At 62.4% G+C, this 14,635-nt stretch carries 12 protein-coding genes; 2 read left to right on the top strand and 10 right to left on the bottom strand.

Going from position 1 to position 14,635, the window contains the following annotated elements; genetic code table 11:
* Positions 1-9: 9 nt before the first annotated feature.
* The 4 genes from FHS55_RS11315 to alr form a co-directional block, all read right to left on the bottom strand.
* Positions 10-1,134: an ABC transporter ATP-binding protein gene (locus FHS55_RS11315; protein ID WP_183189874.1), complete on the bottom strand. Its 1,125-nt coding sequence runs from the start codon at positions 1,132-1,134 to the stop codon at positions 10-12.
* Positions 1,131-2,714 carry a glycerol-3-phosphate dehydrogenase gene (gene glpD / locus FHS55_RS11310; RefSeq protein WP_183189873.1) on the bottom strand — a complete coding sequence of 528 codons (1,584 nt, stop codon included), beginning with the start codon at positions 2,712-2,714 and terminating at the stop codon, positions 1,131-1,133. Before glpD ends, FHS55_RS11315 begins: the two co-directional genes overlap by 4 nt.
* A 259-nt stretch (positions 2,715-2,973) precedes the next feature.
* Positions 2,974-4,227, bottom strand: a complete 1,254-nt coding sequence (locus FHS55_RS11305) for a D-amino acid dehydrogenase (RefSeq protein WP_183189872.1) — start codon at positions 4,225-4,227, stop codon at positions 2,974-2,976.
* 65 nt (positions 4,228-4,292) lie between these two features.
* Positions 4,293-5,414 (bottom strand): alanine racemase, encoded by a 1,122-nt coding sequence (gene alr, locus FHS55_RS11300; protein ID WP_183189871.1) that lies wholly within the window; start codon positions 5,412-5,414, stop codon positions 4,293-4,295.
* 134 nt (positions 5,415-5,548) lie between these two features.
* Here alr and FHS55_RS11295 point away from each other — a divergent pair, with 134 nt between their 5' ends.
* The gene (locus FHS55_RS11295; protein ID WP_183189870.1) at positions 5,549-6,010 is read left to right on the top strand and encodes an Lrp/AsnC family transcriptional regulator; all 462 of its coding nucleotides are present in this window, start codon (positions 5,549-5,551) and stop codon (positions 6,008-6,010) included.
* Positions 6,011-7,402: 1,392 nt separating this feature from the next.
* Positions 7,403-8,113 (top strand): acetyltransferase, encoded by a 711-nt coding sequence (locus FHS55_RS11290; RefSeq protein WP_183189869.1) that lies wholly within the window; start codon positions 7,403-7,405, stop codon positions 8,111-8,113.
* Positions 8,114-8,126: 13 nt separating this feature from the next.
* Here FHS55_RS11290 and FHS55_RS11285 read toward each other — a convergent pair whose 3' ends face one another.
* The 6 genes from FHS55_RS11285 to FHS55_RS11260 form a co-directional block, all read right to left on the bottom strand.
* A complete protein-coding gene (locus tag FHS55_RS11285; protein ID WP_183189868.1) occupies positions 8,127-9,605 on the bottom strand; it encodes a class I adenylate-forming enzyme family protein in 1,479 nt (492 codons plus the stop codon).
* Positions 9,602-10,768: an FAD-dependent oxidoreductase gene (locus FHS55_RS11280; protein ID WP_183189867.1), complete on the bottom strand. Its 1,167-nt coding sequence runs from the start codon at positions 10,766-10,768 to the stop codon at positions 9,602-9,604. Before FHS55_RS11280 ends, FHS55_RS11285 begins: the two co-directional genes overlap by 4 nt.
* A gap of 80 nt (positions 10,769-10,848) precedes the next feature.
* Positions 10,849-11,886 (bottom strand): methyltransferase, encoded by a 1,038-nt coding sequence (locus FHS55_RS11275; protein ID WP_183189866.1) that lies wholly within the window; start codon positions 11,884-11,886, stop codon positions 10,849-10,851.
* 19 nt (positions 11,887-11,905) lie between these two features.
* Positions 11,906-12,196 (bottom strand): acyl carrier protein, encoded by a 291-nt coding sequence (locus tag FHS55_RS11270; protein WP_246340124.1) that lies wholly within the window; start codon positions 12,194-12,196, stop codon positions 11,906-11,908.
* Positions 12,197-12,317: 121 nt separating this feature from the next.
* A complete protein-coding gene (locus FHS55_RS11265; protein WP_183189864.1) occupies positions 12,318-13,490 on the bottom strand; it encodes a DegT/DnrJ/EryC1/StrS family aminotransferase in 1,173 nt (390 codons plus the stop codon).
* 341 nt (positions 13,491-13,831) lie between these two features.
* On the bottom strand, positions 13,832-14,497 hold the full coding sequence (locus tag FHS55_RS11260) for a WbqC family protein (RefSeq protein ID WP_183189863.1): 666 nt from the start codon (positions 14,495-14,497) through the stop codon (positions 13,832-13,834).
* Between the last annotated feature and the right edge of the window lie 138 nt (positions 14,498-14,635).

The raw sequence follows: 14,635 nt of genomic DNA, 5'->3' as shown, positions 1-14,635 counted from the left end.
GCGTCTCCCTCAGGCCGCCACGTCGAGCACACGCCCGGCGCGGGCGCCGGCGGCATCGAACAGCAGGATGTGGCCGGGGTCGAACACCACGTCGACCGCCGCGCCGGGTTCATAGGTGCGGATGCCGGGCAGCAGCGCGATCAAAGCGCTCGCATCCGCCCCCTCGCCCGCCGCCACCATGTGCAGGAAGGTCTCCGAGCCGGTGATTTCCGCTACCGACACCGAGGCGCGCAGGCGGAATTCGCTGCCATCGGACGGCGGTGCGTCATAGGCCGCGCCATCCTCCACCCGCAGGTGATGCGCCCGCACTCCGATCGTGTAGGCCCCGTCCGGTACGTCGGCAAAGGCACCCGCCGCCGCGATGGCGTCCCCCGAGGCGAGGCGCACCCGGCCCCCAACCTTGGTCGCGCGCAGCACGTTGAGCGGGGGATCGGAGAACACCCGCGCGGTCGCCAGATCATGGGGATGGCGATAGACACCGGCGGTCGGGCCGAACTGGGTCAGCGCGCCCTCGCGCAGCGTCGCGGTGTTGCCGCCCAGCAGCAGCGCCTCGGTCGGCTCGGTCGTGGCATAGACGAATACCGCGCCGGTCGAGGCGAAAATGCGCGGCAGTTCCTCGCGCAGTTCCTCGCGCAGCTTGTAGTCGAGATTGGCCAGCGGCTCGTCGAGCAGCACGAGGTCGGCGCGCTTCACCAGCGCGCGGGCGATGGCGCAACGCTGCTGCTGGCCGCCGGACATTTCCAGCGGGCGGCGCTGGAGATAGGGCTCCAGCTTCAGCAGGCGCGCCGCCTCGACGACGCGCGCCTCGATCTCCGCCCGCGGCAGGCCGGCCACGCGCAGCGGCGAGGCGATGTTCTCGTAGACGCTGAGGGCGGGGTAATTGATGAACTGCTGGTAGACCATGGCGACGGAGCGCTTCTTGACCGACAGGCCGGTCACGTCCCGCCCATCCGCCAGCACGCGCCCCGAGCTCGGCGCGTCGAGCCCCGCCATGAGCCGCATCAGGCTGGTCTTGCCCGAAAGCGTGGCGCCGAGCAGCACGTTGAGGCTTCCGCGCTCCAGGCGCAGCGACACGTCGCTGATATGGGGAACGCCGTGCACGGCACGGCTGACCTTCTCAAGTTCGAGCGTCATGACGCGCGCCCCCGTGCGGCGGAAACCTGCGGCTGACGCATCAGGCTCGCCTGCATGAAGGCGTCGAGCGCCTCGACCTGCTCGCGGGTGAAACGCAGCCCCAGCTTGGAGCGCCGCCACAGCACGTCCTCGGCCGTGCGGGCCCATTCCTCGCGCATGAGATAGAGCACCTCCGCCTCGGTGAGGTCGGCGCCGAAGGTGCAGCCGAGATCGGCGGCCGTGCGGGCTCCGTCCAGCAGCCGCAGCGCGCGGGTACCATAGGCCACCACCAGCCGGCGCGCCTGCCGCTCCTCCAGAAAGGGATGCGCCCGCTTCAGTTGCGCGACGATGCGCATTTGTCCGTCCACCGGGAAGTCGCCGCCCGGAAGCGGCTCACCCCCGGTCCAGGAGGCGCGCGCGAGCGTGGGCAGGAAGGGCCCGAGCTTCTGCAGCGCATGCTCGGCCAGCCGGCGATAGGTGGTGATCTTGCCGCCGAATACCGAGAGCAGCGGCGGCCGGCCGGAGACCGCGCCCTCGCCCTCGCCGCCCTCCAGCTCCAGCACATAGTCGCGCGTCGCTTCCTGTGCCTTGGAGGCCCCGTCATCATAGAGCGGGCGCACCCCGGAATAGGTCCACACAACGGTGTCCGGCGTCACCGGCGTGCGGAAATATTCGCTCGCCGCCGCGCAGAGATAGGCGATCTCCTCGGGGCTCGCCACCGGCTTGCCCGGCACCCGGCCGAAGTCGCGGTCGGTCGTGCCGATCAGCGTGAAATCGTGCTCGTAGGGAATGGCGAAGATGATGCGCCCGTCGCCGTTCTGGAAGATATAGGCGCGGTCATGCGGGTAGAGCCTGGGCACCACGATATGGCTGCCCTGGACGAGGCGGACATTGGCGGGGGTGTTGATGCGCAGCACCTGCGCCAGCACCTCGTGCACCCACGGGCCGGCGGCGTTGACCAGCACCCGCGCCCGCACCATCTCGCGCGCCCCGGACGCGCCCGCCCCCTGCGGCTGAACCTCGATCTGCCAGTGGTCGCCGGCGCGCACCGCCCCCGTCACCTTCGTGCGCGGGCGGATGTCGGCGCCGCGCTCGGCCGCGTCCTGCGCGTTGAGCACGACAAGGCGCGAATCCTCCACCCAGCAGTCGGAATACTCGAACGCCTTGGCATAGCCCGCGCGCAGCGATTGGCCGGCCTCGTCGTGCCGCAGGTCCAGCGTACGCGTCGCCGGCAGGCGCTTGCGCCCGCCCAGATGGTCGTAGAGAAACAGCCCAAGCCGCAGCAGCCAGGCCGGCCTGAGCCCCTTGTGATGGGGCAGCACGAAGCGCAGCGGGCGGATGATGTGCGGGGCGATGGCCCACAGCACCTCGCGCTCCATCAACGCCTCGCGCACCAGCCGAAACTCGTAGTGTTCGAGATAGCGCAGGCCGCCATGGATCAGCTTGGTCGAGGCCGAGGAGGTCGCGCCGGCGAAATCGCCCTGCTCCAGCAGCACGACCGACGCCCCGCGCCCCGCCGCGTCGCGCGCGATCCCGCACCCATTGATGCCCCCGCCAATGATGGCGATATCGTATAGCGGATCGAGCGCACGAGCGTCCACGCCATCTCCTCCCGGAACCGGCTCCCTTTAGGTCAGGAGCGCTTTCGTTTTTATCTTCACATGGACGCTATACGAAAGCTTACCCGTCGACAACGGGCGGTGAAACGAAAGAGTCGAACTTTCGTTTGAGTGCAATGCAGCAAAATCGTGACGACGCGTGCCGCCAAAAGCAAACGCCCGCGAGCGCGCGGCTCACGGGCGTTTGGCGGCGTGGCGAATCGGCCGGGATGCAGCGCGTGCGGGCGCCTCGCGCGGGCGATCAGGCGTAGCGGGAAAGCGCGAAATCCGTGCCGTCGATATCCGGCTTCACTCCACTGACCAGATCGGCGAGCAGGCGCCCGGAGCCGCAGGACATGGTCCAGCCCAGCGTGCCATGGCCACCGTTGAGGAACAGGTTGGGATAGCGCGTCGCCCCGATGATCGGCGTGCCGTCCGGCGTCATCGGCCGCAGCCCGGTCCAGAAGGTCGCCCGGCTCTGGTCGCCCGCCCCGCCGAACAGGTCTTCGACCGAATGTTCCAGCGTGGCGCGCCGCGCCAGCGGCAGATCGAAGTTGAAGCCGGCGATCTCCGCCATGCCACCCACGCGGATGCGGTCGCCGAGCCGGGTGATGGCCACCTTGTGCGCCTCGTCCATCACGGTGGAGACCGGCGCGCGCGCCTCATCGACGATCGGCACGGTGATGGAATAGCCCTTCACCGGGTAGATCGGCAGGCGCAGCCCGAGCGGGGCCAGCAGCGCCGGGGCATAGCTGCCAAGCGCGGCGACATAGGCATCCGCGCGCACGTCGCCTTGCCCCGTCTCGACGGCGAGAACCCGGCCGGCCGAATGCTTGATGCGGCGGATATCGACCCCATAGCGGAAGGTAACGCCCAGCCCCTCGGCCAGCTTCGACAGCGCCTGGGTGAAGAGGAAGCAGTCGCCGGTCTCGTCGCCCGGCAGGCGCAGGCCGCCGACGATCTTCGGCGCCGAACGCGCAAGGCCTGGCTCGGCGGCGACACAGCCGGCACGGTCGAGCACCTCGAACGGCACGCCGTCCTTCTTCAGCACCTCGATGTCCTTGCCGATATTGTCGAGCTGCTTCTGCGTGCGGAACACTTCCAGCGTGCCCTGGGTGCGCTCGTCATAGGCGATGCCGGTCTCGGCGCGCAGGGCGATCAGGCAGTCGCGGCTATATTCGGCGATGCGGACCATGCGGCCCTTGTTCACCGCGTAGCGGGCCGCCGTGCAATTGGCGAGCATGGCCAGCATCCAGCGCCAGGTGGCGAGGTCCGCCATCGGCTGGATGATGAGCGGCGCGTGCTTCATGAACAGCCATTTCAGCGCCTTCTGCGGAATGCCGGGCGCCGCCCAGGGCGAGGAATAGCCGGGCGAGACCTCGCCGGCATTGGCGAAGCTGGTCTCCAGCGCCGGGCCCGGCTGACGCTCCAGCACCGTGACCTCGTGGCCGGCCTTGGCGAGGTAATAGGCCGAGGTGACGCCGATCACGCCGGCGCCCAGGATGACGACTTTCATGGAAGGCCTCTGGTTCTCTTCTTGCGACGTTCGGCGGCGGGCAGCAGGAGCGGCGGCGGGCGAGTTCAGCGGTAGACGCGATGATAGCGCGTCCCAAGGCGGGTCAGGATCTCGTAGGCGATGGTGCCGGCGGCGCTCGCCATATCCTCCAGTGTCTGGTGCGGGCCGATCAGCTCCACCAGGCTGCCCAGCCTGAGCGTACCCGGCGGCAGTTCGGTGACATCGAGCGTCAAGCTGTCCATCGACACCCGGCCGACCATGGGCAGGCGCGTGGCACCGAGATAGGCGGCACCGCGATCGCTGAGATGGCGCGGCACACCATCGGCATAGCCGGCGGCGATGGTGGCGAGCCGGCGCTCACCCACGGTCACATGCGCCCCGCCATAACCGACGCGGGCGCCGGCCGGCACGGCGCGGGTTTGGATCACCCGCACCTCCAGCCGCACCACCGGCGCCATCGGGTTGGCGATGCCCGCGACCGGCGCGCCGCCATAGAGCGCGATGCCCGGACGCACCAGCGTGCCGTGATAGTCCGGCCCGAGGAACACGCCGCCGGAATTGGCGAAGCACATCTCCACGCCGGGAAAGGCGCGCGCGAATCGCTGCATCTCGACCAGTTGCGCGGCATTCTGCGCATTGTCCGGCTCGTCGGCGCTGGCGAGGTGGCTCATGACATGGAGCACCCGCACGCCCTCCAGCCGGGCCGGCGCGGCGATCAGCGCCTCCACCTCGTCCGGCGCGAGGCCAAGGCGCGACATGCCGGTGTCGAACTGGAGGAGCGCGGGCAGCGTGCGACGCTGCGCGCCGGCCAGCCGCGACCAGCGCTCGATCTGCTCCAGGCTGTTCAGCACGGGCACGATGCCGGCCTCCGCCGCCGCCGGTTCGGCACCGGGCTGCAAGCCGTTGAGCACGTAGAGCCGCGCATCCGGCCCCAGCGCCGGGCGCAGCACCCGCGCTTCGGAAAGATGGGCGACGAAGAAATCGCGGCAGCCCGCCGCATAAAGCGCGGGAGCGACGCGCAGCGCGCCGAGGCCATAGGCATCCGCCTTGACCACGCCCGCCACCCGCGCCGCGCCAACCCGCGCCTGCAGCGCCCGGTAATTCGCGGCCAGGGCGCCGAGATCGATGGTCAGAATTCCCGGCGCCGCGTCGACCGCCAGTTGCTCGCTTGAAATCTCGCCGAACATCACCCGTCCTCGCAGCCTCCGAACGGGTACAGATTGTAATGCGTGAATCGCGCAAATTCCGGTCGATTTGCGCATGGATCCGTCATTCGATACTATTTTATGGACGGATCGATGAACTTTTCGAAAGAAGCACCATGAGCGCGCTCGACGCCACGGACCGCAACATCCTGCGCCTGCTGCGCCTCGACGCCCGCATGAGCACAGCGAAGATCGCCGAGGAGGTCGGGCTCTCCGCCTCCACCTGCCTGCGCCGCATCAAGCTGATGGAACATAGCGGTGTCATTCGCGGCTACACCGCCCTGATCGACCACGCCGCGCGCGAGGCCGGCATGGCGGTGATCATCAACATCACGCTGGAACGGCAGACCGAGGATTATCTCAACCGCTTCGAGGCCGCCGTGCGCCGCCATCCCGAAATTCAGGAATGCTACCTCATGACCGGCGGCTCGGATTACCTGCTGCGCGTCGAGGTGGAGACCCCCGGCGATTTCGAGCGCATCCACACCGAGATTCTCTCCACCCTGCCCGGCGTGCTGCGCATCCATTCCAGCTTTTCCATCCGCAACGTGCTCGGCGCGCGGCGGCGGGCGCGGTAGGGCCGGAGACGACGAGGGGTCAGGAGGAACCGGGCGGCTGCATCTGTGCGTCGCCTCGTGCGAGGTGACGCTGAAGTGGGCGTAGCATGCCTGGAGTGCCGGATCGAACAGTGCGGCCCCACCCGACAGCCCCAGAATTCCCGAATCGAGTGACGCCCCCGATCGTCCCCAACGAGGGATCGCGCCAAAGAACTTGCTGGCGATTCATCCGCTGTCACCGGAAATAACACGCGAGATTTATGTATAAGGTGTGTCGCACTTCACACGGGAAGCGCCCCCGACAGAGTACTTCCCCACGGAAATCAGCGGACCTCTGGCCGGGCCCGGACTCGACTCTCCGCCGGCCGATGTTACCTTTGAAACATCGGCCGGCAGCCTCCCACTCATCGGAACCACCACCGATATCAAGACGAACGACAAAGGACGATTACATCTGACGAGAGCCACATTATCGACCGCACAATGTACCGATTTTGATGTTTAGGGCCTACCGCTTAGTTGACAAAGGGACGTACTCGATGAAGAGGCGTACAGTTCGTATCGGTTTTTTTAGAATATCTCTTCTCTCTGCGGCCGCTACTGCCTTATATCTTATTCTTACTTCATCAGCGGACAATCTCGCACTTGGCTGCTGGCCGCGTATACTTCTCACTGTGGTGGCGGCCTTCATCATTCCATGGCTGGTGGGATCCGCCATTCGCGGGTTCATGCCGCGAGGGTGAGGCCATCCTGCGATCCGTGACGTCTCGACTTTGATATGACAGGCGAGACGACGAACAGGCCCCGCCCACGTTGCCGCCGCGCAGAGCGCGCCGTCCGGTGTACCGGAGGCAAGGATTTCGGAAGCGACGCTCCTCGTCCGCCAGATCAGAGGGAAAGCGCCCGGCCTTGCGGGCGTCGCTGGCCATCCAATTGTGCTTTTGTCGTATTCACATCCAAAGTGTGAATTACGCAGCCACCCACAGGAAATCCCAACCACCCATTCTCCAAACAGGCTCTGACGCTTGCAAGGGGAGCCGGAAAAGTGCCGGCTTGGCTCGGATGCTGCATTCAGGATCGGCCGTACGGGGCCATCGGCCCCAAGCGCCCACCTCCCTGAAGATCTCCGACCGCACAACCAACCCCACCGATGTAAAGCAGGCGGACGGCTCCGGCTCCCGGCGGTTCAGGAAAGGGGCTCCGACCACGTGCATTGCGCTGATGATCGGCCAGGATCACTTTGGATACCGACCATTCACGAGCAAGAGGTCGAGTCAGCTGCGCAGCCGCCGCTCGCAAGCGAGTTTTCAGCGTCTTGTCTGGTCAGACGATTGTGGATTATCCACGCAAAGGCTCACAAACCGAATCAACGAGCGATTTCAAGCGCCGGACAAATAATAAGAGGGAAAAAATATGGCCAACGTTATTATATTCGGGGTTTCCAATATTTCAGCTCTGAATTACGCGTATCTCACAAACGATTCACCCCATCAGGTAGCAGGGTTTGCTGTTGACCGAGCCTTTATAAGGCAGACGCACTTCTGCGACCTACCTGTTGTCGCCTTCGAAGACCTAGAGAACAGGTTCCCACCAACGGAATATGCAGTGTCAGTGCTGCTGGGCTATCGCGGAATAAACGAATTTCGCGAAGCAAAATATAGGGAAGCGAAGTCGAAGGGATACCAGCTGGTCTCCTACTTGAGTTCAAAAGCGACCGTCTGGCCGGGCGTCGAAATTGGCGAGAACACGTGCATATGTGAAGGCGCCGTGATTCAACCATATGCCAAGATCGGAAATAACTGCGTTATCGGGCCAACATGTTTTGTTGGTCACCACTCGGTGATCGGCGACCATTGCTTCATTTCCGCCGGCGCTAAAATTCTAGGCGACGTGAAGGTTGGAGACTGGTGTGTCATTGGCGCCAATGCCACAATTACAGATGGAGTAACGATTGGACAAAGATGCATTTTGGGCGCGCGCTCACTAATCACCAACAACGCTTCCGAGCGGGGAGTTTATATTGAGGCACCAACCAAGCGGCTTGCGAAATCTAGCGATGAACTCGGCCGCCTCTTAACGTGGTCGGAAGATACTAAGACAGCCCAGATTCCAAGTCGGGATTAAAGACTGCGTTTTCTTACGCAGCGGGCCCTGTGGCACCAACAGGCAGCGCCGAGTTTCGCTTTAGTTTGCCACTGGCTGTTTTCGGCAACTCGGCGACGTATCTTATCTTCTCCGGCACCTTGTAGGAGGTCAGATGCTTCGCGCAATAAGAACGAAGCTCCGCCTCTTCCGCATGGGCCTGCCCCGGAACGGCCAGCACCAGGGCGCAGGGAATCTCGCCCAGCCGGTCGTGTGGCTCGGCGTAGACATAGGCCTCCTGGACCCGCGAATGCGTCTCCAGCACGGCTTCCACCTCCTGAGGAAAAAGCTTCATTCCGGCAACGCTGATCATTTCCTTCGCTCGGCCGACAATGCTCAGAAAGCCGTCCGCGTCGAACTCACCCAAATCCCCCGTATAGAACCAGCCATCCGGCATGATCTCGGCTTGCGGGCGCCACGGGATATAATAGGCATCCAGCATGCCAGATCCTCGGACCGAGATCGCCTTGGGCCCTCCCGGCAGGATCTCCGTCAATCGAATGTCGAAGGCTGGCAAAGGCCTGCCCACCGAACCCGGCTTGGCCTCCTCGCCAGCCAGATTGATGCATGGCAGACCTATTTCAATAATCCCGTAGGCCTGACTTAAGGGGAGCCCGAAGCGGCGGAAAAAGGCCTGGGCAACATCATTCCTCAACGCGGTTGCGGTCGAGATGGCCAAACGGGCCTGCCCGAACAGCCGACCACTCGCGTCGCTCGCCATGGCTCGGTAATGCTGCGGCGAGCCATATATGAAGGTGGCGCCCCCCTCCGATGCGGCTTCCACCATTGTCGAGCCAAAATGGTCCTTGCACAGGATAATGGTAGCCCCGAACGATAGATAGGCAACAATCGATACCGTAAAATGGTAAGACATCGAGAGGAGCCACAGCACCCTGTCGTCCGGCCCGATGTTGAGGACGTCATTCGCGGCAAGAATGCGCTGAAAAACTGTGGAATGAGACAGAACAACACCCTTGGAACTGGCAGTTGTTCCAGAGGTGAAGCGGATGAAAGCAGGACGCAATGCGGAGAAGCCAGCGGGGCGCGGCGCTTCTCCGTCAATCGGGATATAGGCGACCTCTCCAGAAAATTGAGCGTCGCAAGCCCTTAACAGGCCATCAAAGATCGGCAGATCCCTTGTCAGCGTTATGACGCCGTTCAACCGGATCGTCGTGCAGATCTCCAGCTTTTCATCCTTGGCCAACTCGGTTGCAATCGGCACGATGGTGCCGCCGCACCGCCATATGGCATAAGCCCATACGATATAGGACAGGCCGCTGGGGCAGTGCAGCCCCACGCAAGCGCCGGGCTGCATGCCGGCCTCCCGAAGCGACGCTGCCGCTTCTTCAATTTTGCCCAGCAACATCAGATAGGTGCACGGCGTCGCTTTTCCGAACTCAAGACAGGCTGTCCTGTTCGGCTGCCGAGCCACGGTTGCCGAAAACACCTCGAACAGATCAACGTCGCCAGTCATTTGAGCCACCCGACCGCCATGCTCCCAGCGGCTTCACCCATCGCCCAGCAACAGCCGGAAACCCGCGCGGAAGCCTGCGCTACACGATCCGATGAAAGGCACATGCCCGCGACCGCAAGATTCTTTACCCCGGCGACTCGCAGTGCCCGCTGAGGAATCTCATAATATCCGTCGTCCTCGAGATATTCCAACTCCAACCCCCTCTCGGACGTCCAATGCTCGATCGGCCAGGCGCATTTGCAGGCCGCATCTGGAAACCGCGCGAGCCCCCGCACATCACCACCCGTCAATTGATACTCGCCCTTTGCCCGCGCCCCACTGCGCCGCGTAATCTCGCCCGCCTGAATTGCAGCCGGCCTCGGGGCAACGAAGCGCTTTGCCAGAAAACGGTGCATGGCTTCGGCTATCTGGTCCGGGGTTGCGCGAGGCGCGAGTTCGTTCCGCACCGGGGCGACGGAGAGCTTGATATAGGCTTCATCCTCCCGCACCCCCATGTCGATCCACGCACCGGAGCATTCTTGCGGCAGTTGTCCCTCGACAACGGCCTGAGCGATTGCCCTCCGGAGCGCCAAACCACGAGGGAAAGCCAAGTCAGCAGACCGGATCCCACGGACGCGGAATATCAGCCCCTCGAGCGCCGGGATCGGATCCTCGTAGAGAAGGTCCGGATCTATGGACCTGACGGCGTTCGCGTGACCACTGCTATCGATCAGCGCGCGCGTTTGCAGAACGCGCGACGATCCACCCTGACGAAAGGTCACGGAAGAGATTGCCCCCCCGTCCGTCGTTACCTTCAGATCATTGACACCGAGAAAGGCACGGATACCCGGCTCCTCAGCTACCCATGCCTCAACGACTTGGCGATAGGTCCAGGGCGATGCGCTTAGAACCCAGGCCTTGCCGATTTTCCGCTTCTTGGTATCGGCGTCCCGCAGCAGCACCCTCTCGACAAGTTCGACGGGTAGCCCCTCGTTCATCCATCCGCCGAACGCGTCGTACAGGCCGGCTATCGTATGGATCAAGGCGTGCGTGACAATGCCGCCCACCTCCGGACGCGTGTCCAGAAGGGCAACCGATGCGTTGGCACGCGCAGCCGATATTGCTGCTGATATACCACCAGCACCGGCGCCGACGATAACGACATCCACATATTCCCGCAGCACCAACCCGATCCCACTTTAGCGCGCCGGCCGTCCGCTCCTGAGCGACGCCGCACATTGGCTTGTCGATGGGTGGCGGCCTGTCATCGAGGCAACGCTTCGATGACGCTCAATTCCGACCGGGTCCGCCGCACATCCACAAGCTCGAAGCCGGAGGTCGCCAGCAGGTCGCCAAATTCAGCCCGCGTGCGCTCACGCCCGCCGGGTAATACGACCATCATCTCAATGTCCGACCAGACCTCCGAGAAAGACGGGTTCCTGTCCGGCTGCACAACTTCAAGAAGTATCAACTTTCCATCATCCTTCATCGCCGTCCGGCAATTCCGAAGTATGATGCCCGCGTCTTCATCGCTCCAATCGTGGATGATATATTTCAACATATATATATCTCCGCCGCTGGGTACAGACTTGAAGAAGTCGCCAGAAACGACGCGACACCGCTCCCCCATCCCCGCTGACGAAAGATAGGATGTTGCTTTCTCCACAACCTCCGGCCGCTCGAACAAAACACCTTCCAGTTCTGGATTTCTTTCCAGAAGCTCTCGCAAGAGCAGTCCCGTTCCACCGGCCACATCGACCAGCGTCGCTTTGGTGTCGACACGGATCGCCAAGGCTATCGCTTCGGCATGGGCACTCGACGTGAAGGCCATGGCACGGTCGAAGACATCGCGCTCGTCCGGAAATTTCTCAAGATAACTGAACACGTCCTCAGAGAAGACTTTTTCGAAGGCGGATGTCGGAACATCGACGCTGCTGAGTATCTGAGCCCAGGCGCCGGCATGCCAAGGGCTGCCCATCATAAGGGCGAAATCGCGCTGCGAGGCAGACTCGCGCGCGCGCAAGGCCGCACCAAGAGGACGAAGCTCGAAAAGGCGCGGCTCAATCTCCGTCACCAGCCCCAACGCAGAGAGAGCTCTCAGCACGCGATACAGCCTCGGCTCGGCAGTACCCGTCGAAACCGCGAGCTCGGAGACCGTCCTTGGCGCATCAGCAAGAAGATCCGGAATATTCAGCTTGATAGCGGCATATAGGAGCTGCGTATGGACAATTCCATGACTCAAATTCGCCAACTTGATCGCGATCAACGGATCGATTGCCGACGAGGCGCTGTCATTTCCCACAGGGCGAGCTCCCATAGCCTCAAGACTGGCCTTTATTTTCAATTTTATTCGTTATGAAAATTTGTATATTATTCATTGTACTAAAATTCTCTTTTATCAAATCTTCGTCGAATACGGAAATTCCGAACGATTGCTCGAGAAATGACACAAGCTTCAGGAGAGTGAGGGAGTCGATCAATCCCAGCTCAAGCAAATCATCATCCGGGAGAACGGTGGAGGCGCTGGAGGCGGCCGCCGACTCCGTCTCAAGGAATTTTCGCAATTGCGGTATCACGTCCATCGCTTCAACTACTCCTGCATCGAAATTCATCAAGCCAAGCCTCCAATAGGCGCGTCGATCGCCGCTTGGCCGGCCAAGATCTGGATTCCTGCCACGTCGAGCGCCTGCCCATCCGATGCAGGCGCGTCAACCCCATGGGTGCCGACTGCACTCAATGCGCGAGACTGTCGCAAAATATGCCCCAGACTTCGTCGACCACACCGGCTTCAACGCCGTCATAGACCGGAAGACAGACTGTGCGGTCGGACAGCACGCCCGCCACGGGCGCGTTGGAGCACACCTCGCCAACCAGCGGATAATAATAGCGCCGGATCTGCAAGCCCGCCGCATGGCACTTTGCCACCACCTCTTCAACGCTGAGGTGGGACGGCAGCGTGACGGGAAAGCACTGCCAAGGTGAGGACTCCTCCTCACCGACCGCGCAAAATGTCTGAAGCCCCGCGGCCTGCGCCAGGCGATTGAAATGCCGCGCAGATGACTGACGCTCGTCCACACGGACCGCCAGTCCAGCGAACACGGCCCGCGCCATGGAGGCCGTCAACTCATCCATCTTGCCGTTGAAGCCGCTTCCTATCTCGACCGTGCCGGCAGACCACAGGCCGAAATTGAGCGCTGACCGAATGTCGTTCTCGAATGCCCGAGGGCCGACAACGACCCCACCTTCGCCGACGCTGAAAGGCTTGGTCGCATGAAGCGAGAAGACCTCAAACGCCTCCTCGACGGAGTATCGCTCCACGACATGCCGCCCAACGCCGAGGCCAGCCGCATTATCGAGGATCAGCGGGACATTCCATTGTCGGGCCAGATCACCCAGGTGCCCGATGTCGGACCAAATCCCGTAGGGACGGCCGGCGACGATGGCGCCGCATTTCATCCGGCCCAACGTGGTGGAGGCCGCATCATAGTCCAGCACGCCGGTCTTGGCATCGACATCGCAGATGATCGGCTCAAGGCCGGCAGCCCGAATGGCCGCGAGCGTCGCGGGAAATGTGAATGCCGATACCAGTACCGGGCCACGCACGCGCGCGGCGATCAGCGCCGCAGAAATACCAACCGTGCAGTTGGCGCAGGCGACAGCTCCTGTGCGCGGGAAAAACGCCGCTTCGAGATCCTCTTCGAAGGCTATCGATACCGGTCCGAAATTCGAATAAAATCCGGCTTGCCTTGAGACTTCAAAGAACTTGTCGACCTCGGAAAGCTCCGGCAATCGCGGCCTGACAAAGGGGAAGCGGATGCCCCTCTGGGCCTCCCAGATTCTTGGCTTAGCCCCCTCTCGCCCCAAGGGCTGCGCCTTGGAAGCGCGATCACCAACCGCATACTGCATGCCGCACCCTAACCTAGCAATGACCCACATAACATCACAAGGGGGTGGGGGCTGTTCGTTTTAGGGGAGGTTAGTGTTGGCTATGCCACGCGTCCGTGCGATATCCACCCCCGAGCGCGGCGACTATCGAAGGGACGACAATCTTCGCCTCACGGTTGGCATCACAGTTACGGTCGATGACATAGGCCGCCCAAAAACTCACAGTTTGCCGGTCCGCCCCACTCCCAAAGATACAATGAGCATCCTTGGGAAACAAAACGTGCGCCGCGCTACAAAAAACACCACTAGCCCCCCCCCCCTCCCCCTCCTCCGCAAGGGGTCGAGTGACATGTCGCTATCGCCTACGCACCCATATTGCAATCGATTTCGGCACGCGTTCGCGCGCCACCAATGTCATAAATGCACTGAAGAACACTCAGATTCGAACCCGCATAGGCAGGCAGAATTCGAAGGTCAATTCCGTGCCGGGAGAACTCCTCCCAATCGTAGAGCTCAGCTCCTCCCGGAGCATTTATATAGATTTCTGCATTCAGATGCTTACAAATACCTAGAATCCTCTGACTCGCCCTAAGCGTCGGGTCGATATCCAACGACGACGCCCGAATAACTGGCGTATTCAACTTCAGGATTTTTGCGGAAATATCGAGCAATCCGACAAGATAATCGACAGCCGACAGCTGAGGCAAAGCCATCGCTTCGACAAGGGAATGCAGTTCGGGTGTTGGATGGGTGCAGGCGGAAAAACGCCGCATGCGCTCCTGCATCACAACTTCGGCGTCCGGCAACAGCTGCACTTCGCTGATAGGCGTACCGCGGGACGGCTGAGAGAAAGGAGCGTTTATCCAACGCACAGCACCGTCAACGGAGATCAATTGATTTCGGTTGATCCAGCCCCTATTTGAGTACTGAACGGTATCCAACACCACGAAGCAATCAACGCCGTTCAATAGCCGAAAATAACCCGCGTAGGGGAGAAAATAGGGCTGCATAATTGCGATTTTGGTCATCAACTAACTACTGCATGAGTACAACGATCCAAACATGACATCACGACACGCGCGACACCTAAAGCATCCGAAAAGGCCCGCCCTCTTCTCTCGGGGCTAGAAAGATCCAAGGCAGACACGTTTTACGGGCACAGCAGA

This window comes from Ancylobacter tetraedralis, from assembly GCF_014195655.1.
In the GTDB taxonomy this organism is placed as follows: domain Bacteria; phylum Pseudomonadota; class Alphaproteobacteria; order Rhizobiales; family Xanthobacteraceae; genus Ancylobacter; species Ancylobacter tetraedralis.
This window is presented reverse-complemented; position numbering and strand designations above follow the sequence as displayed.

Coding starts and splice junctions, on each gene's coding strand:
- FHS55_RS11265 (WP_183189864.1), bottom strand. CDS start 13,490: ATGCAGTATGCGGTTGGTGATCGCGCTTCCAAGGCGCAGCCCTTGGGG.
- FHS55_RS11260 (WP_183189863.1), bottom strand. CDS start 14,497: ATGACCAAAATCGCAATTATGCAGCCCTATTTTCTCCCCTACGCGGGT.
- FHS55_RS11270 (WP_246340124.1), bottom strand. CDS start 12,196: ATGAATTTCGATGCAGGAGTAGTTGAAGCGATGGACGTGATACCGCAA.
- FHS55_RS11305 (WP_183189872.1), bottom strand. CDS start 4,227: ATGAAAGTCGTCATCCTGGGCGCCGGCGTGATCGGCGTCACCTCGGCC.
- alr (WP_183189871.1), bottom strand. CDS start 5,414: ATGTTCGGCGAGATTTCAAGCGAGCAACTGGCGGTCGACGCGGCGCCG.
- FHS55_RS11285 (WP_183189868.1), bottom strand. CDS start 9,605: ATGACTGGCGACGTTGATCTGTTCGAGGTGTTTTCGGCAACCGTGGCT.
- FHS55_RS11315 (WP_183189874.1), bottom strand. CDS start 1,134: ATGACGCTCGAACTTGAGAAGGTCAGCCGTGCCGTGCACGGCGTTCCC.
- FHS55_RS11290 (WP_183189869.1), top strand. CDS start 7,403: ATGGCCAACGTTATTATATTCGGGGTTTCCAATATTTCAGCTCTGAAT.
- FHS55_RS11295 (WP_183189870.1), top strand. CDS start 5,549: ATGAGCGCGCTCGACGCCACGGACCGCAACATCCTGCGCCTGCTGCGC.